The organism is Pseudoalteromonas sp. NGC95 (genome assembly GCF_015864705.1).
Taxonomy (GTDB): Bacteria; Pseudomonadota; Gammaproteobacteria; order Enterobacterales; family Alteromonadaceae; genus Pseudoalteromonas; species Pseudoalteromonas arctica.
Genome location: NZ_JADYWR010000028.1, coordinates 16,857 through 36,353 on the forward strand (window position 1 = coordinate 16,857; position 19,497 = coordinate 36,353).

General features: G+C 38.1%; 15 protein-coding genes. 5 read left to right on the forward strand and 10 right to left on the reverse strand.

The window, feature by feature from the left end; genetic code table 11:
• Position 1: 1 nt before the first annotated feature.
• From I6E70_RS18370 to pyrC, 5 genes are all read right to left on the reverse strand, one after another.
• Complete coding sequence (locus I6E70_RS18370) at positions 2-526, reverse strand: MotA/TolQ/ExbB proton channel family protein (protein ID WP_002961709.1); 525 nt, start codon at positions 524-526, stop codon at positions 2-4.
• On the reverse strand, positions 526-1,890 hold the full coding sequence (locus I6E70_RS18375) for a MotA/TolQ/ExbB proton channel family protein (RefSeq protein WP_007583865.1): 1,365 nt from the start codon (positions 1,888-1,890) through the stop codon (positions 526-528). Before I6E70_RS18375 ends, I6E70_RS18370 begins: the two co-directional genes overlap by 1 nt.
• Before the next feature lie 6 nt (positions 1,891-1,896).
• Positions 1,897-2,667: a DUF3450 domain-containing protein gene (locus tag I6E70_RS18380; RefSeq protein ID WP_010553386.1), complete on the reverse strand. Its 771-nt coding sequence runs from the start codon at positions 2,665-2,667 to the stop codon at positions 1,897-1,899.
• A 1,097-nt stretch (positions 2,668-3,764) separates the two neighbouring features.
• A complete protein-coding gene (locus I6E70_RS18385; RefSeq protein WP_002961702.1) occupies positions 3,765-3,968 on the reverse strand; it encodes a cold-shock protein in 204 nt (67 codons plus the stop codon).
• A gap of 440 nt (positions 3,969-4,408) precedes the next feature.
• The gene (pyrC, locus tag I6E70_RS18390) at positions 4,409-5,461 is read right to left on the reverse strand and encodes a dihydroorotase (protein WP_197189351.1); all 1,053 of its coding nucleotides are present in this window, start codon (positions 5,459-5,461) and stop codon (positions 4,409-4,411) included.
• A gap of 290 nt (positions 5,462-5,751) precedes the next feature.
• On the opposite strand from pyrC, the gene I6E70_RS18395 reads away from it, so the two are divergent.
• The 4 genes from I6E70_RS18395 to I6E70_RS18410 all read left to right on the forward strand — a co-directional run bounded on the left by I6E70_RS18395 (position 5,752) and on the right by I6E70_RS18410 (position 11,350).
• Positions 5,752-8,121: a GGDEF domain-containing protein gene (locus I6E70_RS18395; RefSeq protein ID WP_197189352.1), complete on the forward strand. Its 2,370-nt coding sequence runs from the start codon at positions 5,752-5,754 to the stop codon at positions 8,119-8,121.
• A gap of 408 nt (positions 8,122-8,529) precedes the next feature.
• Entirely contained in the window at positions 8,530-9,417 is an 888-nt protein-coding gene (locus tag I6E70_RS18400; RefSeq protein ID WP_002961689.1) for a LysR family transcriptional regulator, read from the forward strand.
• 54 nt (positions 9,418-9,471) lie between these two features.
• The gene (locus tag I6E70_RS18405) at positions 9,472-10,236 is read left to right on the forward strand and encodes a YdcF family protein (RefSeq protein WP_197189353.1); all 765 of its coding nucleotides are present in this window, start codon (positions 9,472-9,474) and stop codon (positions 10,234-10,236) included.
• 100 nt (positions 10,237-10,336) lie between these two features.
• Positions 10,337-11,350, forward strand: a complete 1,014-nt coding sequence (locus I6E70_RS18410; RefSeq protein WP_197189354.1) for an IS110 family transposase — start codon at positions 10,337-10,339, stop codon at positions 11,348-11,350.
• Between the two features lie 295 nt (positions 11,351-11,645).
• Here the strand turns inward: I6E70_RS18410 and I6E70_RS18415 are convergent, their stop codons facing one another.
• A complete protein-coding gene (locus I6E70_RS18415) occupies positions 11,646-12,398 on the reverse strand; it encodes a Nif3-like dinuclear metal center hexameric protein (RefSeq protein WP_010555099.1) in 753 nt (250 codons plus the stop codon).
• 150 nt (positions 12,399-12,548) lie between these two features.
• Here I6E70_RS18415 and I6E70_RS18420 point away from each other — a divergent pair, with 150 nt between their 5' ends.
• Entirely contained in the window at positions 12,549-12,890 is a 342-nt protein-coding gene (locus I6E70_RS18420) for a hypothetical protein (protein WP_002961684.1), read from the forward strand.
• Between the two features lie 199 nt (positions 12,891-13,089).
• Here the strand turns inward: I6E70_RS18420 and I6E70_RS18425 are convergent, their stop codons facing one another.
• From I6E70_RS18425 to I6E70_RS18440, 4 genes are all read right to left on the reverse strand, one after another.
• A complete protein-coding gene (locus tag I6E70_RS18425) occupies positions 13,090-16,269 on the reverse strand; it encodes an amidohydrolase family protein (RefSeq protein ID WP_197189355.1) in 3,180 nt (1,059 codons plus the stop codon).
• Between the two features lie 105 nt (positions 16,270-16,374).
• Entirely contained in the window at positions 16,375-17,199 is an 825-nt protein-coding gene (locus tag I6E70_RS18430) for a M90 family metallopeptidase (RefSeq protein WP_002961680.1), read from the reverse strand.
• A gap of 165 nt (positions 17,200-17,364) precedes the next feature.
• A complete protein-coding gene (locus I6E70_RS18435) occupies positions 17,365-18,003 on the reverse strand; it encodes a chloramphenicol acetyltransferase (RefSeq protein ID WP_197189359.1) in 639 nt (212 codons plus the stop codon).
• A gap of 136 nt (positions 18,004-18,139) precedes the next feature.
• Complete coding sequence (locus I6E70_RS18440; protein WP_197189356.1) at positions 18,140-19,180, reverse strand: Leu/Phe/Val dehydrogenase; 1,041 nt, start codon at positions 19,178-19,180, stop codon at positions 18,140-18,142.
• Positions 19,181-19,497 lie beyond the last annotated feature (317 nt).

A 19,497-nucleotide genomic window follows, 5' to 3' on the forward strand; every position in this document is an offset into this window, starting at 1 on the left:
TCTAGTGATGAGGCATACTATCAATAAGTTTGGCTTTCACCATTTTAGCTTTTGTCTCAAGACGTGAGCTAAAAAATACTCCAGATAGTGCCGCAACCATTCCAGCCATTGTTGGGATTGTTGCCATTGAAATACCTGATGCCATTAAGCGTGCATTACCCGTACCCTGGTTGGCCATGGTTTCAAAAACCGAGATCATACCAGTAACAGTACCAAGTAAGCCTATTAAAGGACAAACAGCTACTAATGTCTTAATCAACAACATACGCTGATCTAATTTTTCAGACGCTTCAGAAATCCATGCTTCACGGATTCTGTGTGCGTACCAAGACGTAGTGTCTTGGCGGGCATCCCACTTTGCTACAATTTCTTTCGCTGTGCGAGGAAACTCTGCAAGTAGAAACCAATAGCGCTCAATCATTAAAACCCACATCAGAAAGAGTGCTATCGCGACCACGTATAAAACCTGGCCGCCTGTGCCAACAAAATCCCTGATAGATTCCCATATCTCCATCAGGACTAGCATTAGGCTTTCTCCTTCTCCGCGTGAGTAGCAACGATACCCGCGCTTTGCTCATCAAGGATGTGTAATACCGACTTACTACGACCAGCTACAAGAGCATGAAGTAGAATTAGTGGTAATGCAGCAATTAGACCTAGCGCTGTAGTTACAAGTGCTAGAGAGATGTTACCTGCCATGATCTTCGGATCACCCGTACCGAACAATGTGATTGTTTGGAACGTTAAGATCATACCGATTACTGTACCTAGTAGACCTAGTAACGGTGCGATTGCAGCAAGAATCTTAATTATGTTGATACCAGCTTCGATGCGTGGCGTTTCACGTAGAATCGCTTCATCAAGTTTAAGCTCAAGGTTTTCAACATCTTGGTTCTTGTTGTCATGGTACACTTTAAGAATACGACCCAGTGGGTTATTTGTATTCGGTGTAGCAACATTTTTAAGCTGGCTCTTAATCTTACTAGTAGTAAGTGTAAGGTCAACAAAGCGAATTAGAGTAATTAGCATACCTAAAGCTAGTAAAGCTGTAATGATATAACCAACTACGCCACCTTGATGGAAGTATTCCATAAGTGTCGCTTTTTGAGTGTTGATACGTAAGATAGCACCACGAGTCGGATCGATATAAACACCAGCGTAGTTATCTGGTGATGTATTTTCAAGATCAGTGATACCGTCTAAAATATAGCTATCAGGCTGTTTACCTAGAGGCTGAATAGACTTAGTTTCTGGTGAATAAATTAAGTAACCATCGTCTGTAACTAAGTTAAAGTTACCGATACGCGTTACTTTCTTCATTGACGGGTTACCGTCAAGACCAGCAACTTCAGTTTCAAAAGTTGAAACTTTAGCTGATTCAGTCATTTCTGTTTGAAGTGAAATCCAAAGTTCTTCAAGTTCGCGAACTGTAGGAAGTTCTTTAGCAGCAGCTAATGAACGTAAGATTTCAGCACGGCCAGGTTTCTCAGCACTAACTAGTGATGCTTCGATAGAACCGATAGCGTCTTGAGCTGCACGACGTACAACACCAAACATCTCACCCAAAGTACCTTGAGCACTTTGAAGGGCTGCTTCTTTTTCAGCTAACGTGTTTTCATTTTGTGCATATTGCTTAGTTAAGCTTTCACCACGAGACTTCTCAGAAGCAAGTTGGCTTTTAGCTTTATTAAGTAAAGATTGCTTGTCAGCACGATCTGATAAGAACTCTTGTTCACGTTTCTTATCGATTTTACCTTCAGAGATACGCTCTTGCTTTACTTGCTCAAGTATTTTATCTAGAGCTCCAGTATTTGCATGTGCATTTAACGCGGTACCTGCAGAAACAGTTAGTACTGCGGCAACAGCAAAACCTTTAAATAGTTTCTTCATTATTGATTACTCCGCGCCAAAGATAGGTAGTTTAACAAGTTCTAATGTCGCTTGCTTACGCGCCATACGAATAACTTCTTTAACAGGTTTTAGGTATTCTTCACCTAATTTTTTCCACTGTTTAGTGTTGTTATCCCACACCCAAGCATGTTTCAAGTCAAAAGACTGAGCAACGTAAGTAATACGACCTAACTGACCGATATCAACGTTAATACTTTTGCCATCAACTTCTAGTGTACCTTGTGAAGCAGATACAAGTGAGCTGTATGCTGTTTCAATAGTGTAAGCTTCAAGTACTTGACGGAATTTTTCAGACGTCGTTACAGACGCAGAAACCATGATTTCACGTAGTCTTTCAACACGTCCTAAACGCGTCTCTAGATTAAATGGAACGTCCGCTTTGATGAATTGCTCAAGCGTATCGATCATGCGATACATCAAAGGCACAACGTTTTGTTTCGTGTTATCAATCGTAGCGATTTGACGATCAAACGATTCAATAGACGCGTTTTGGCTATCAACCAAGCGCGACACGTGATCGTTATACACTTTCATAAGTTCAGTCTCATCAACAACGCTACGGTACTCAGCGATTAGCTCCTGAGTTTGACCATATACATTGTCAATTTTAGTTTGAGACTTAACCGCAGCCTTTTGAATTTGTTGACCTGCTTTTTGCACGTCATTCAAAGGATCTGCAATCACATTGCTGCTTGCAAATGCAAATGCGCCAACCAACGCAGTTGCTACAAGACTCTTTCTGATTTTAACAGACATAGTTCCCAACCAATTAAGTAATGTTACTTTTATAATTTAATTATCCTCCGAAGAGAACAACCCTGATATCTTTTAATAGATATCAACCTTCCAATAATGCTAAATGCAATTAGCGCTGTCAACTTGATGTTTACTAATCTCTGCAAATAAATAGCTAAGTTAATGCTTAAACAAAAGTACTAGCACATAACTGTTAACATTATTGCAACTAAGCTTTTGCTTAATATTTCGATTAAAGCCTTTTGAGGGGTGTATTTATTCGCATTGTACTGACATAAAACAACATTATTGCAACATTTAGCCAAAGCTGAATTCGCACTGAAAAAAAACAAAAAAAAATATAGATAGATATAACAAAAGTTATTTTTTAAACGATTTCAGCACATTTTATCTCCCCAATAACACTTCATCTGAAAAAACAAACCATTTGTCGCACAAAAAAACAACACTGGATAATCTACAATACCGCCCACCTTGCTTTATGCACGCAATGCCTAAAGCCATTTATAAAACGTGTTTCCCATAAATAGTAATAATAAGTTTCTTTTAGCAAGGCCTGAAATAGCCAAATAGCTTTCGATAATTAGACGAGTTACATTTACCGCTTTAGAGTGCTCATTAATACTATTTGACAGTTAAATTTATTTAGTAACAAAGTTAATCACAAAAAGCTGCTCAACTTTAATAATAATGGACTATAAATGATGCCTAACGCTTCCGTAATAAGCTATCAGAGGCCTATAGAGGTTCCCTTGCCCATTTATAGTTAAAGTACAAAACTTCAACCTGATTGCACTAGCAAGACTTACACTAAAATTTACACAGATTGTTATTTGGCATCATTTTTATGTATATAAGTATCAGATCAGTCGGATAAATTGTAAGGGATGTTTTAAATGCGATAGAAAGTGGTTCGATTGTATAAGTTATTCAGATAATTGAATTTTGGGTTTGTATTAAAATAGAGGATTTAAGAATATATGAAATTTGTGTTCAAGGATTTAAAAAGAAGGATTTTATTAATTATGTACATAGAGAGGAATTATGGTGAAACAGAGACCTGCTTCACCAAGATGAACTAGAGTTCACATAATAAATTATGCTGCTTCTACGTTCTCAGCTTCAGGGCCTTTTTGACCTTGTTTGATGCTGAATGTCACTGCTTGACCTTCGCTAAGAGTGCGAAAACCAGAACCAGTGATTGCGCTGAAATGTACAAACACGTCAGGACCATTTTCTTGTTCAATGAAACCAAAGCCTTTAGCTTCGTTGAAAAACTTTACTTTACCAGTAACCGACATACTAAATTTTCCTGTAAGTCAATAATTAAAATTCAGCCATATTATTATGGCAATATCCTCCCTGAGTCAATGCTCAAAAATATGGAGGTACAGTACAGGAACAAGTAATAACCTAACCGGTAACCTTAAACGCAGCACAATATCCGTAAATTCAATACATAAAAACTCAAAGCAAGGTAAGATTAACACATTATATTTTTTTTCGCTCTATTAATTGGGAATTATTTATTAAAAATATAAATTTGTTTCAAATCGCCTTTAACTGACTAATTTCCAAGCAAAAACTATAAAGTATTATTGTAATATATATTGCTATAAACGCGTATAAAAGCCCTCTACAACAGCAATACTGTCAAACAACGCTTCAATAACATCAAAAATACAAACAAAAAAGCCGCTTTAAAAATTAAGCGGCTTTTGGTTTAAATATAAAATATTAACTATGTAACAGACCAATCAATAGTATCTTCTGCTTTTATAGGCACAACTTCAGAGTCGCCTAGGGTATAACTTGCAGGTACGTCCCATGGTTTTCTTTGTAATGTTATTGTATCGGCATTACGCGGCAACTCATAAAAGTCAGGACCAAAGTGGCTTGCAAATCCTTCAAGCATGTCCAAAGCTCCTGCGTCTTCGAATGCTTCAGCGTATAGCTCAATAGCGGCATGAGCCGTATATGCACCAGCACAACCGCAAGCAGCTTCTTTTTTATCTTTATAATGTGGTGCAGAATCAGTTCCTAAGAAAAACTTTTTATTTCCACTTATAGCTGCGGCCATTAATGCTTGCTGGTGAATGTTACGTTTGAGGATTGGCAAACAGTAATAATGTGGGCGAATTCCACCCGCTAACATATGATTACGATTATAAAGCAAATGATGAGCTGTAATTGTTGCTGCTACATTGCTAGGTGCATTAACTACAAACTCTACTGCATCTTTAGTTGTAATATGCTCTAGTACAATTTTAAGTTCAGGAAAGTCACTTACCACATCCCCTAAAATCGTCTCTAAAAATACTTTTTCACGGTCAAAAATATCAATTGATGAATCAGTAACTTCTCCGTGTACTAACAGCAACATACCTACTTCTTGCATTGCTTTTAAAACCGGGTAAATATTTTTGACTGATGTAACACCCGAATCAGAATTGGTTGTAGCGCCAGCAGGATACAGCTTTGCAGCTACTATTTTACCCGTTGCTTTTGCTTTCTTTATTTCATCTGGTGTCGTTTTATCAGTAAGGTAAAGTACCATTAATGGCTCAAAGGCACCTTGTGGGCCTGCTGCCATAATACGTTCTCGATAAGAAAGAGCGGTATCAGTACATGTTGCCGGCGGAACAAGGTTTGGCATAATAATAGCGCGACCCATGTATCTGCTAATGTCTCGTACAGTATCCTTTAGCTGGTCGCCATCACGTAAATGTACATGCCAGTCATCTGGGCGAGTGATAGTAAGGGTTGTTACAGAGTTTGTATTATTGCTTGTCATTACTTTGTTCCAAGGCTGAATTTATCCGATCATAGGCATATGATGTTTTCGAGTAAAGATTTTATTAAAAATAATGCATATGTTGATGACATTACCGAGTTGTGTGATTAAAGCTTAATACTCCAATTCAATTGGGATTAGCCATTGTTATTACTTACAATTAATTAAAGTCATTCGTCATAATAATTTACAGCCAATTAAAACCACTCATCGCTTTATTTTGTACAAAATCCAAGATTAGGTTAACTTAGCTACGTATTTAAAAATAAAAAGAATAATATAAATTGCCTATGTCTTACAAAAATAATGCCTCAAGAGCACTTGAGATAAAAACTGATCAACTGAGTATTATTAATCAATTTTCATCAAGCTTATTGCAACTAGACACACTAGACGAGCTATTTGAGTATGTTACAACGCACGTTGTTAACCGTTTAGGATTTGTTGATTGCGTTATTTACCTTGCCGATAACAATGCTTATACATTAAATCAAGTTGCATCGATGGGTATTGCTCACGCCCGTGATAAATATCAAGCCGAACGTAAAGTAATACGTTTTAGTGAAGGAATTACTGGGGCTGTTGCAACTACTGGTAAAGCCGTAGTTATCGATGATGTAACAAAAGATAGCCGTTATATCGCAGATGAGCGCCCTGCCCAATCAGAACTATGCGTCCCTCTTATATATAAAGAACAAGTTTTAGGTGTTATTGATTGTGAGCACCCTATTAAAGGCTACTTTACAAACGCACACCTTGAAATTCTTACAACAGTTGCCCACTTACTCAGTGCTAAAATTAACCAGGTAAATACGGTAAATAACTTACAAAAAACAGTTGAGCAACTTAACAACGCACAAAAATTAGAAAATAGCTTATTACAAATAGCTAACCTAACCTACAAAGCTAACGACTTAGATACCTTCTTTGAAGCCTTGCATTCAATTATTAATAACTTACTTCGTGCTGATAACTTTTTTATCGCTTTATATGACAAAAAAGTAGATATACTTGACCTTGTTTATATAGTCGAAGAAGGCATAAACACTAAAACACATCAAAAAATATCTAAAGAACAGCTAAAAGACACTGCTTCATATTACCTACTGCAAACAGAGCAAACCTTATTACTCAATAAAGATGCCTTTCAAAGTCATATTGATAACGGTGATTTTAAAATGGTAGGTCGACAATCAGAGTCTTGGTTGGGTGTTCCATTTAAAACAAGTGATCGTATAAGCGGTGTTATTGTTGTACAAAGCTACGATAAAACACTGCAATACAACGAACACGACAGCGCTCTTCTAACTTACGTAAGTCGCCAAATAAGTATGGCAATTGATAGGCAACTAGCCCGACAAGAGCTCGAGCATAAAGCATTGCATGACGAGCTTACCGGCCTTGCTAACCGCTCATTACTCATTGAGAGAATAAAGCATGCTATTTTACGTTTAACGCGTGCTAAAAAAAGTACTAGCCATGCCCTGCTGTATCTAGATTTTGATCGTTTTAAAAGTATTAATGATTCGCTGGGGCATGAGGTCGGAGACCATTTTCTTATAAAAATATGCGACTTAATTAAAAGTACAGTACGAAGCACGGATACATTTGCTCGTTTAGGCGGTGATGAGTTTGCTATTTTCATGGAAAATATCACACATAAAAACCAAGTTAATGAAGCTTTAAACAGAATTAAAAGCGCATTATCAAAACCTCTAAATGTAGATAGCCACTTACTTCAAGCTTCTACTAGTATTGGTATTGCCTATACCGACAACATAAACGATAAAGCTTATATATTACTGCAACAAGCTGATGCTGCTATGTATGAAGCAAAATCCACCGGGCGTGGACAAGTTAAGTTTTTTAATAACACGATGCGTAAAAAACTTAAAACCCATGCCGATATCGAAAACGACTTGCAACACGGTATAGAACACAACGAATTTGAACTCTATTTTCAGCCAATTTTTACAATTACCACAAGTGAAGTTATCGGATTTGAAGCACTTGTGCGCTGGCATCATCCTAAAAAAGGATTTGTACCACCTAATGACTTTATACCGATAGCTGAAACTACAGGGCAAATTATAAATCTTGATTTACATTTACTTGATTTAGCCGCTCAGCAGATTTCTAATTGGCACCAGCAAGGTCATCGCTTTTTGAAAGTAACGGTTAATGTATCGTCACGACATTTTGCAAGCCTCGATTTTGTAGCGCAAATACATTCTATTTATAATAAATACCAATTACCTCTGGGTTCTTTATGTTTAGAAATTACCGAATCAGGCTTAATAGAAAATCTAGAACTCGCCACTCAAATAATAGAAGGTCTTTCACCTTTAAAAGTAAAATTGTGCCTTGACGATTTTGGAACGGGTTATTCAGCACTGGGCTACTTGCACCAACTGCCTATTCATATTTTAAAAATAGATAAAAGTTTTATTGACCACCTACAAGATTCCACCAACCCACTTGTTGAAGCCATTTTATCACTTGCGCAATCATTAAAACTTGAAGTTGTTGCTGAAGGGATAGAAACACTTGAACAATTAGCCATTTTACAATCGACCGCGTGCGACTATGGCCAAGGTTTTTTAAAGTCAAAACCGGTCGCAGCCAAAGAAGCCATATTACTTATTAATAAGCCTTTATAAAAAGAGCCAGCGAGTTGGTCGCTGGCTTAGGTATTACGTATATACTCATCCATTAAACTAAAGCTAAAAAGCAAAATGACTTTAGTTTTTAAACCACAACCTAAAGTAACCATTCCCCACCCCACACAGTTATTTATATAGTCAAAATTCACACTGAGGTGAAGCACACCGCAATCGATATACTTAAAATACAACATGAAGCAAACTCATCTAAAACTCATCAAACCAGTTTTTGAATGACTTTTATCGTTACTAATTTTAATATTTTCGCGATTCATAGCAACAAACTGCAATAAACCACAATAAATCGCAAACTTTTAGCCATCTAGACGTTGAAACGTTTTTTATATAGGCGTAGTATGTGGTTAATCTGAGCTGAACTCACTTTTCCCATGAGAATTTTTAAAGATGATTGGTATTAAACATTTAAAAACCATAGCAACCCTAAAAGAAACAGGATCTTTGGTTAATACAGCACGAGAGTTATTTTTGACACAGTCTGCTTTATCTCATCAAATCAAAGATTTAGAGAATAAATTAGATTGCCAATTATTTGAGCGTAAAACTCAACCAGTCCGCTTTACCCCTCAGGGAATGCTATTACTTGAGTTAGCTCACGAAATATTACCAAAAATGGAAGCGACTAAATGCCGTTTGAAAGAAAGCTTAAATCAGCCTATTTCTCAACTGCGTTTAAGTGTGGAATGCCATGCATGTTTTCATTGGTTATTGCCTACTATTAAAGAATTTAATAACTTTTGGCCTGATATAAAAATTGATTACGAGCGCGGCTTTAGTTACGACGCTATTCCTGACTTACTAAGCGATGAGCTCGATTTAGTTTTAACATCTGACATACGTGAACCCGACACATTAGAGTACGCGCACTTATTTGATTTTAAATTGAAGCTTATTGTGGCACCGGATCATGAACTTGCTAAAAAAGCGTATGTAACAGCGCTTGATTTAAAAAACGAAACTATTATTTCATACCCTATCCCGCGTGAACGCCAAGATATATTTAAGCATTTCATTCAAAATGCACGTTTTGACGGTACGTTAAAAACGGTTGACCAAGGATTACTTATTTTTCAACTAGTAAGTGCCGGCATGGGCGTTGCCGCTTTACCTGATTGGCTAGTTACACCTTATGAAAGCCAAGGCCTAATTAAATCAATTCCTTTGGGCGCTCTTGGCCTTACTCGTCCTATGTATTTAGCGATGAAAAAAGACATGAAAGATAACCCTGTTTATCGTCACTTTTTAAATACGTGTAAGCTAAATAACGGTCGATAATCATCAATATAATGAGTAATATCGCTGTAATTAACCCTACAGCGTTTAACTCTTATGTTTGTTATTAAAAAAATGATTGGTGGCTTACTTATGCCACTGCCTCTATTTGGTTTATTTGCGTGCCTGATGCTCCTACTCGCATTTAAAGGCCGCAAATCAGCTCTCTTCTTATCTACTTTAAGCTTAATTGTATTACTTGCATTGAGCACACCCTTTATCGCCAATTTAATTATCCAAAATAATGAACCTGCGTCGCTTGCATTTAATACCCTAAAGCATCCAAAAATAGACAAAATAGTTGTACTAGGTTGCGATATAAACCCAAACCCTGCACTCAGTGCTAATAATCAATTAGGCAATTGTGCGCTAACGCGCTTAGTAGAAGGTGTAAAGCTAGCAAAGCACTACCCTAATGCAAAGCTTATAGTGTCAGGCGGGGGTTATCAAAATATCACTAATAGCGGGCTTATGTATCAAACGGCAATTAGTTTAGGCGTTAATAAGAGTCGTATATCCCAAAACCCAAAAGCAATGGATACAGGTGAAGAAGCTAAGTTACTGGCATCAAAATTAGTCGACTTTAAAGTTGCACTAGTAACATCTGTACTGCACATGCCACGCGCAAAAGACTTATTTAATGCTCAAGGTATTGAAGTCATAACCGCAGCCACTGATTATCATAATTTTGCTGCACTTCCATGGAGCAAACAGTTTATTCCCAATGCTCATGCTTTACTTGTGGTTACGCAATACAGTCACGAAGTAGTAGGAAACACATGGATAAGTTTGCGCCGCTGGATAGATCCAGAGGCGCTGTAACTCATTTCGTCTAACTAACCTGATGTAATGGTCTCCTCCCTATACGGCATCTATGTGCCATGATTAAAGTGGTTACAATAATCAAAGGGAGAAGACCAAAATGAAGATTACAACAATTGGTTTAGACATAGCAAAAAGATTTTTCCATGTGGTGTGCTGCAATGAACAAGGGCGCTTAGTTAAAAAGAAAATGTTAAAGCGTGCGCAAGTGTTATCTTTTTTCCAACAACACACTACGTGTTTAGTTGCTTTAGAGGCCTGTGCAACTTCTCATTTTTGGGCTCGAGAAATCAGAAAATGTGGTCATCAGATAAAGCTTATTCCACCTCAGCATGTAAAAGCCTTCTTAGTTGGCAATAAAAATGATTATAACGATGCTATAGCAATTAGCGTTGCTTCAAAACAACATCATATTAAGAGTGTCTGTATAAAATCAGTTGAGCAACAAGATAACCAAGCACAGCACAAAGCGAGAGAATTAGCGGTCAGACAAAGAACGGCACTATGCAATCAAATCCGAGGCTTAACTGCTGAATACGGAATTATTTTAAATCAGGGTGTAAACACAATACGCAAAAGTATCCCCCTAATTTTAGAAGATGAAAATACCGGATTATCAGGCGCATTTAAAGCGGTACTAAAGCAGTTAGAAACACAATTGAGTAACTTAGACAGCTGCATTGAAACTTACAGTACATTAATAGTTGAAACAGCAAAAAATAATGATATTTGCCAACGGATCCAAACAATACCTGGATTTGGTCCTATGGTATCAAGCGCCTATTTCAATGAAGTTGGAAATGGCAGCAACTATAAAAGAGGCCGCGATGTTTCAGCGTCTTTAGGTATCGTTCCGCGTCAACACAGTAGTGGCGGGAGAGATACTTTACTTGGGATAAGTAAGCGAGGAAATAGCTACTTAAGGTGCCTGTTGATCCAAGGAGCAAAAGCTGTTGTCTCAAGAGCAAAAACGAAGAATGATAAATTAAGTCAATGGATAAACCGACTGGTTCAAACTCGAGGGCATAATCGAGCATGTGTAGCTTATGCCAACAAGATGGCGAGAATGGCTTGGGCTATTAGCGCTTCAGGTGAGAGTTACTCACCCGTATAAATACTCTTCAAAGAATTGCGTAAGTGGCTAAAACGATGACATAACAGGTCAAACCTGCATATTGAAAACCTATAGAGTTCAGTGGTAGTAAATACCGATAACCTGATCAGGACAATATGCGCGGATTACATCAAGGTCAGAAGTAATAATCTTCACTAAAAGACCGTATATATGACAGCAAACCTGTCCCTGCTATCGTTGAATGACACCTTGCAATACTGGAGGAGACCATATATGAACTCTAGATAATAAATCTATCTCAAGTAGCGTTCAGGTTAACTAATAGATAGCCTAGTTAAACTGGGTTATCTATGTCTATAAATGTCACATCAAAACCATGCTCTTGAGCAAGTAACTCACCCAGAGCTTTTACACCATAGCGCTCTGTTGCATGATGCCCTGCAGCAAAAAAATCAATGTTTTGCTCACGAGAACTATGAATTGTTTGCTCCGATGCCTCACCCGTTAAATAAGCATCAATGCCTTGCTCTGCAGCTAAATCAATATACCCTTGCCCACCACCGGTGCACAGTGCAATGGTTTCAATTTTTGTTGAACGTACTAAACTTGTGAGTGGGGTTCGATTTAGCACTTTTGCAATTTTATCTGCAAAATCTTCACCACTTAATGGTGTTTTTAAACGCCCTTTCATTGCTACGCTATTTGAAGTTGGTTCTAGCCCTGTTTCAATTTCAATATCTAATAACTTTGCAAGTTGCGCGTTATTGCCAACTGCTGGATGAATATCGAGTGGTAAGTGATAGCCAAATAAATTAATATCGTGTGCTAATAACGCACCTATACGACGCTTTTTCATTCCCGTTATTGGTTGGGATTCCCCTTTCCAAAAAAAACCATGGTGAACTAAAATAGCATCTGCTTGTTGCTCAATGGCAGCATCTATTAAAGCTTGACTTGCGGTTACACCCGTCACAATTTTTTTAATTTCGTTTTTACCTTCAACTTGTAAGCCATTTGGGCAAAAATCTTTAATTAATTGAGGTTTTAAAATGTCATTTAGGAGTTGGTTAAATTCTCTACGTTGCATATAACTTACCTTACTTAGCACTGAATTTTGTGCAAATTTTGGCGTTTATAGCCCTAAAATGGAAGGAAAATCGCAAAAAATTGAAAAACTGTTTTAAAATAGGTATAAATACCTCTTCTTTATCTGTGTTCACAACGTATAGGGTCTCTGATGAGCAAACTAGACAAAACAGAAGTGTTATCTGCCTTTGAAGCAGCGTACGAAACTGCCAATGGTAAAAAACCTGAAATCACAACTAAACCTGGTTGGTACAGCATTGATGGCGGTAAAAATTTACGCCTAGCTGACGTAGCAGAGCTTACTAAAAAGTTAAACTCTGGTAAAACAACTAAAACGAAAAAACCAAAAGCAGCTGCGCCTGTTAAAGCACAGAAAAAAGCGCCATTCACTGTTGTTACCGAAAACGAAGAAGGTTACACAGCGGAAGAACTTTGGATTGTAATTTTAGCTCGTAAAGATCATGACTGTCGCTTACCGCGCGGTGTTGTTTAATCAACATTTATGATTTTTAAAAGAAACCGCGTTAAGCGGTTTTTTTATGTGCGTTATTTGCTAAAAAAAATATCTAAAAATTATATTAATTATCGTCTTCCAACCTTAATTGCACCATTTAATCAAAAAAATAGAGCCTTATAAGTTGAGTAAGACTAAAAAAGCGGCTATGTAGCCGCTTTCAAAAGATCAAAATAAATTATAACTTTTCGAAGTAAAGTGGTTCGCGCTCTTTTTTACCTACTTCATTCATTGTTTCGGCATTGAATAAGCGACCATTGATCATGGTGTAATCTACTTTATCCGAATCTCGAATATTTTTAAGCGGATCGCCATCTATAACCATTAAATCTGCCAGTTTGCCCACTTCAAGGGAGCCTACGTTTTTATCGAGCCCTAAATACTTAGCCGGATCGAGTGTTGATGCACGTATAGCCTCAAGCGGTGTCATTCCGCCTTGTGCAAACATCCACATCTCCCAGTGCGCACCTAAGCCTTCACGCTGACCGTGAGCACCTAAGTTAACCAATACTCCTAGGTCTTGCAGCTCAGCAGCAACGCGTGCGTTATTAAAGTGATTATAGTGATGATCGGGCGCTTTAATGCGGCGCATAGAGCGTGGTAATAATTGATTTTTAGGCACAAATTTACTTAAACGTGGATGATTCCACACATCAGTTTTATCGTACCAGTAATTTTCACCCCAAATGCCACCATAAGCCACTACAAGTGTTGGTGTATAGCCAACATCACTTTGCGACCATAACTGCTTTATATCGTCGTATATGTTCTCTACAGGGATTGAATGCTCGATACCTGTGTGTCCATCTACAATCATACTTAAGTTATGTTGTAATAATGAGCCGCCTTCTGGTACTACCATCATTTCAAGTTCACGACCTGCTTCAATAACTTGTTGGCGCTGCTCTCGGCGTGGCTGGTTATACGACTTAACACTAAATGCACCTACTTTTTTAAGGCGCTCTAAATGAAATTTAGCATCGTCTAACGAGTCAATATGCGAAGTATAACCTGGCATATTTGCGCCATATAAAATAGTACCGGTTGAGAAAATACGCGGGCCAACAATCATGCCTGCCTTTTGCATTTCGCTTGCGGTAAATATTTCAGAGGTATCGTTTGATGGATCGTGAATTGTAGTAACACCTAACGCTAAACCTGCAAAGTTTTTCCAGTTTTGCTCAGGTATAATTTCGTCACTTGCTTGCGAGCCATGTGCATGAGCATCAACAATACCAGGCATAATAGTTTTACCTGTTACATCAATAACCTCAGCACCTTTAGGAATGCTTATATCGCTGGCTGTACCAATTGCTTTAATATGCTTACCATCAGTGATAATTACACCATTTTCAATAACCTTTTCGCCGTCCATAGTTATAATTTTTGCACCAGTGAGCGCAATCATACCTTTAGGCTCTGCCATTTTTTTAATGAAACCGATATTATCGCCACTTTTCACTTTAAAGTCGGCATCTTCAGCTTTGTTAATGGCAAACATCCCTTCAAGGCTTGCATGATAAAGCTCAGGCCCTAATGTCCAGTAAAGTTTGTTGCTCTTAGCACTCCAGCTAATGTTTTCACCAGCACGCACTGATAACTGCTCTATTGGAAATTGACTGTCTTTAGGCCCAATATTAATTGTTTTACCACTTTGAACAAACGGCGTTACAAATACTTTAAATCGCTCAGCAAAAGCGAGGTATTGCCCATCTGGTGATACTCTAAATTCTGTCGCATGTTCTGACTCGTACAGTTTACGAACTTTTTTACTTTCAAGCTCAACTACACTTAGCGTTGGTTTTGGCCAAGGACTCATTATAAAAACGCGATCGTTTGCATCTCCAAATTGTGGTTGATAACCACTTTTTGAAATAAGCTCACTTTTACCGCCTTTTGCGCTTACGCTATAAACCCCCGGATTAAGTGACCACTTAGGGTTTAAAATACTGCCCCCCGTGGCTTTTCGATAAACAACCGTTTTCCCATCTGGACTAAACGTAGGCTCTACGTACTTGCCAGGCTCTTTAATTATTGTATCGCCACGACCACTGCGCACAGACGCAACCCTTACAGACCCTTGTTTGTTGTCATCCCATGTGGTGTAAACTATTTTTTTACCATCGCGAGAGTACTGTGGAAATAATTCGTAATGGTCAGTTTGCTTTGTTAAACGCTTAATTTTACCCGACTCTAAATCGCGTTTATAAATATGCCCAAGCGCTTCAAAAATTGCCGTTTCGCCATCTGGGCTTACTTGCACATTACGCAGCATTTTTACATCAAACTCATCAGTATCTAAGTTTTGTGTAAAGCGCACCGCTTTTTGAATTTTTTTAGTAGTTTGCACTTTAAAAGGAATGGTTTTAACGGATTTGTCTGCAACATCTAGCTTGTGAATTGTACCACCAGCCCAAAATACTAACTCTTCGTTATCGGGTGTCCATGCAATAGTTGGGTATACACCATGAATAGCCCATGTTTCTTGCATATCTCGCTCAAGCTTATCGTAAAGCTTAGTGTGCTCACCGCTAGTTAAGTCATATAAATACAAGCTAGTTTGAAAGTCATCACGCTTTATATAAGCAAGTTTTTTACCATCTGATGATGGTGTAGGCCTAATAGCACCGCCCATCGTATCGATTATGGTTTCAATTTCACCCGTTTCACGGTCGTAGCGCTTAATTTTATAAATGCCCGCTACAGAATCCTTTGAATAATGAAAGGTTTTACCGGGTGTTGCATCATGCGAAAAGTATACATAACGACCATCAGGTGAAAACATTGGCTCACCTAAATCTTTTTGATCGTTCTCGCGTTTTGTAAGCTGTACGCCCTTACCACCCGCTTTGTGATACAACCACACTTCACCTGCTCCCAATGAGCGGCTAGCTGTAAAGTGTTTACGCGCAACTAAGTAGTCGCCATCAGGACTCCATGCAGGACTATTTAGTAATCTAAAGGTTTCATCGGTAACAGCGTGTTGATTTTCACCATTTAAGTCCATTATCCAAATGTTATCGCCACCACCTTGGTCGGAGGTAAACGCAATACTTTTGCCGTTAGGACTAAAGCGTGGTTGCATTTGCCATGCAATATCAGAGGTGAGCTTTGTAGCTGTACCACCACTCATTGGCATAGTGTAAATATCGCCAAGTAAGTCAAACACCACGGTTTTACCATCAGGGCTAATATCTATATTCATCCATGTGCCCTGCTCAACGCTAATTGCAGCGTCAACAAATTGCCCCTTAGGTGAATCTACTTGCCATTTTTGTTCGTCTTTTTCAGCGGCATTTACCTGCCCTATCGCTAATGACACCGACAGCGCCAATACTGTATGAAGCATTTTTTTCATGCGTTTCTCGCTTGTTATTGTTGCAGTAAAAACTATTTCACATGATTGCAACAAAAACAAACGCAACTTGCCAGCGTTATATGATAAAGCGCGGTTTATGTAGGTTTAATGCCAAACAATAGGGTCAAATTGATAGTAATTAACTAGCATACTGTAAATTTCAGGATCGTATCGGCGAAGCTCTGCGGGTTTTTCGAGGAAGGTTTCGGTGAGTACAGCAAAAAACTCAGCTTCGTTAGTCGCACCATAGCTGTGAATAACATGCGGCATGCTATAGGCAACATGGCTTTTTAACTGGGTGAAAGCACGGCTAAATACTCGGCCCCACTCTTTGTAATCTGCTGAGCTTTTTAAAATGGGTGTGCCCGTTGTTTTACCTGTTTCTTGATCGAGTTGATGCGCAAACTCATGAAATACCAAGTTATGTCCATCGCTTGGTAAACGATTACCCTCAAGTACATCATGCCAGCTTAAAACGAGCGTGCCGCCAGGCCATGACTCGCCTAGTCTTACCGTATTATGGTAACTCACAAGTCCTGCACTATCGCGAGTTGATTGCGGAGCATAATAAGCACTTGGATATAATAAAATTTCTTTTACATTTCTATATAACGGCCACGGTTTATTAAGTACTAATACACACGCATCGGCGGCAACAATTAACTTCATTGCAGACGTTAGCCTTAAGCCATCACAACCGACAAAGCGTTTTTCGTTTAAAAACCACGTAATATGTCGCTCTAATTTTTCTCTGTCGGCGTCGGTCATTTTTTTATAGATGGGCATGCAACGCAGTAAAATATCTTTTTGCTGCGAATTTAAAGCAAAGTCTTTATATTTACTGCGCCATAATCGGTTTTGAATTGATGGCCAACGCCAGAAAATCACCACAAAAAGAATTAAAACAACAATTAACAGTCCATTTATCATGGGGATTTCCTGAGCTAAGGTATGGTATATAAATATGTCCAGCACACGTGCTTTTCAAGCATACAAGGTTATGTATTTGAATATAAAGTAATTCACTTCGCATTGCTTATAGATTACTTATAAATTGTTTACTGCTTTGCACTGCCGTTACTGATGTGTTTAAAGTTAATTTTTGCAAAAGGTATCAAATGTACCCTGCAATGTGTTTATAAATTTCGCTACGTGCAAACCATCCATTAATGAATGGTGTACATCGATAGCTAAAGGCATTGTGCCTGTGTGTTTATCAAACTGACCAAATACAAATTTAGGAATGCCTAAACTCTGCCCTTCACTAAATGCATGCGAAAACGCACTAAAATTCAGCCACGGCAAAACAGATATATGAATTAAATCTGCCTGCCCTTCTGTTTGAGCAAATGCATTAGAAAATAACGGCTGTAATTTCGCTTTTTTGCTTACGTCACTTGCATGATTTGCAAACTCTTTAAAATCGCTTGCGCTATTAAAATAACTAAAAACAAACGTATCGTTTTCAGACAACTCAACCACACTTGCGCGAACACTATTAAGTAACCATGGTTGATTATCTATTATACGTAGCATTATTGAATCGTACTCATGGCACGCTTTTAAGGTGCAATATACATACGCTTGAAAAAAAGAAAATTGATTGGTTTTGCAATAGTCGTAAAGTGCTTGAGCATCTAAACGCACACACACATTAAAGTAAGGCTGAGAAAAGTGTTTAAATAATTCAAAGTGTTGCTTTCTAGGCCAATTATCTAAATCGATAGGCTGCATGAGAGAAGTTGAGGGAGTCATAATTTGCCGCACAAAATTAAAAATAAAGTGTACCGCTGTTCAGTAATAATTGCATTAACTTACAGATAAACAAAAGGTGTGCAATTGCACACCTTTATATAAATTAGAACTTAGATCACAGACCGTTTTTAATGATCTCTTGCGCTAATTCGTCAGCAATTAAATGCGTTGATTTTTGCTCTTTTTCGCTACGTGCAAAGATTTCAGCTAACGTATTAAAAATACCTTCAACATGTTTATTAGACGCTGCTGAACTGTAACCTTCTGGCGCTGTTTCGTAATAAACATTAATAATACCACCGGCGTTAATTACATAATCTGGTGCATATAAAATGCCTTTTTCACGAATAACTTCACCGTGGCGAGACTCTGCTAACTGATTATTAGCACAGCCTGCAATAATAGTCGCTTTTAAACGCGGTATCGTTAAATCGTTAATAGTTGCACCTAATGCACACGGTGCATAAACATCAACATCTAAGTCGTAAATTTCATCAATGCCAACCGCAGTCGCGCCAAAATCATTAACTACGCGATCAATTGCAACTTGGTTAATGTCAGTTACAAACAACTCAGCGCCCGCATCGGCTAAATGCTTACATAAACCATATGCAACAGCACCTAAACCTTGAACAGCCACTTTCACACCTGCAAAATTTTGATGACCACGTTGATGCTGTAGCGCTGCTTTAATTCCTAAAAACGTACCGTATGCTGTAAATGGCGATGGGTTACCACTTTTACCTTCAAGGCCCAGTACGTAATTAGTTTCTTTATTCATAATAGCTACATCAGCACATGTGATGTTTACATCTTCTGCTGAGTAATAACTGCCATTTAATCGCTCTAATTGGCGGCCAAATGCACGGAATAATTGCTCAGATTTAATTTCTTTCGCATTACCTATAATTACAGATTTACCGCCACCAAATGGTAAGCGCGCAACTGCATTTTTATAAGTCATGCCCTTTGATAAACGTAGCACGTCGTAAACAGCGTCTTCGTCGTTCGCATAATCCCACATTCTACATCCGCCAACAGCAGGACCTAGGTTGGTATTATGTACAGCAATAATTGCTTTTAAACCCGACTCTTCATCAGAACAAAAAACCACTTGTTCATGGTTATCAAATTCAACTCGATTAAACACAGCCACTTAAAATACTCCGAAATAGTTAACCCGTGAGAGGGTATGCGCGCTGGAAATTGCCGAGACTTTATCACTTCATATTCGAGTTCGCTATACTCGCAGAAGATAAAACCAATGAAAACATCAAGCTTAAATTAAATAACCGGATTAAAACTATTGTATAGATAAAAAATTCACAAAATTGTCATTTGTAAGTTTTAAAAACTATAAATAGAACAACCACACCAACTTACGTTTACGTGAACGTAACAAAGCTATTGCGTGTAAAGTTTAATATACAAGTGCTGCTTGCCCGTCACGTACTGCTGCCTATAGGTTTCCAG

Coding starts and splice junctions, on each gene's coding strand:
- I6E70_RS18370 (WP_002961709.1), bottom strand. CDS start 526: ATGCTAGTCCTGATGGAGATATGGGAATCTATCAGGGATTTTGTTGGC.
- I6E70_RS18375 (WP_007583865.1), bottom strand. CDS start 1,890: ATGAAGAAACTATTTAAAGGTTTTGCTGTTGCCGCAGTACTAACTGTT.
- I6E70_RS18380 (WP_010553386.1), bottom strand. CDS start 2,667: ATGTCTGTTAAAATCAGAAAGAGTCTTGTAGCAACTGCGTTGGTTGGC.
- I6E70_RS18385 (WP_002961702.1), bottom strand. CDS start 3,968: ATGTCGGTTACTGGTAAAGTAAAGTTTTTCAACGAAGCTAAAGGCTTT.
- pyrC (WP_197189351.1), bottom strand. CDS start 5,461: ATGACAAGCAATAATACAAACTCTGTAACAACCCTTACTATCACTCGC.
- I6E70_RS18395 (WP_197189352.1), top strand. CDS start 5,752: ATGTCTTACAAAAATAATGCCTCAAGAGCACTTGAGATAAAAACTGAT.
- I6E70_RS18400 (WP_002961689.1), top strand. CDS start 8,530: ATGATTGGTATTAAACATTTAAAAACCATAGCAACCCTAAAAGAAACA.
- I6E70_RS18405 (WP_197189353.1), top strand. CDS start 9,472: ATGTTTGTTATTAAAAAAATGATTGGTGGCTTACTTATGCCACTGCCT.
- I6E70_RS18410 (WP_197189354.1), top strand. CDS start 10,337: ATGAAGATTACAACAATTGGTTTAGACATAGCAAAAAGATTTTTCCAT.
- I6E70_RS18415 (WP_010555099.1), bottom strand. CDS start 12,398: ATGCAACGTAGAGAATTTAACCAACTCCTAAATGACATTTTAAAACCT.
- I6E70_RS18420 (WP_002961684.1), top strand. CDS start 12,549: ATGAGCAAACTAGACAAAACAGAAGTGTTATCTGCCTTTGAAGCAGCG.
- I6E70_RS18425 (WP_197189355.1), bottom strand. CDS start 16,269: ATGAAAAAAATGCTTCATACAGTATTGGCGCTGTCGGTGTCATTAGCG.
- I6E70_RS18430 (WP_002961680.1), bottom strand. CDS start 17,199: ATGATAAATGGACTGTTAATTGTTGTTTTAATTCTTTTTGTGGTGATT.
- I6E70_RS18435 (WP_197189359.1), bottom strand. CDS start 18,003: ATGCAGCCTATCGATTTAGATAATTGGCCTAGAAAGCAACACTTTGAA.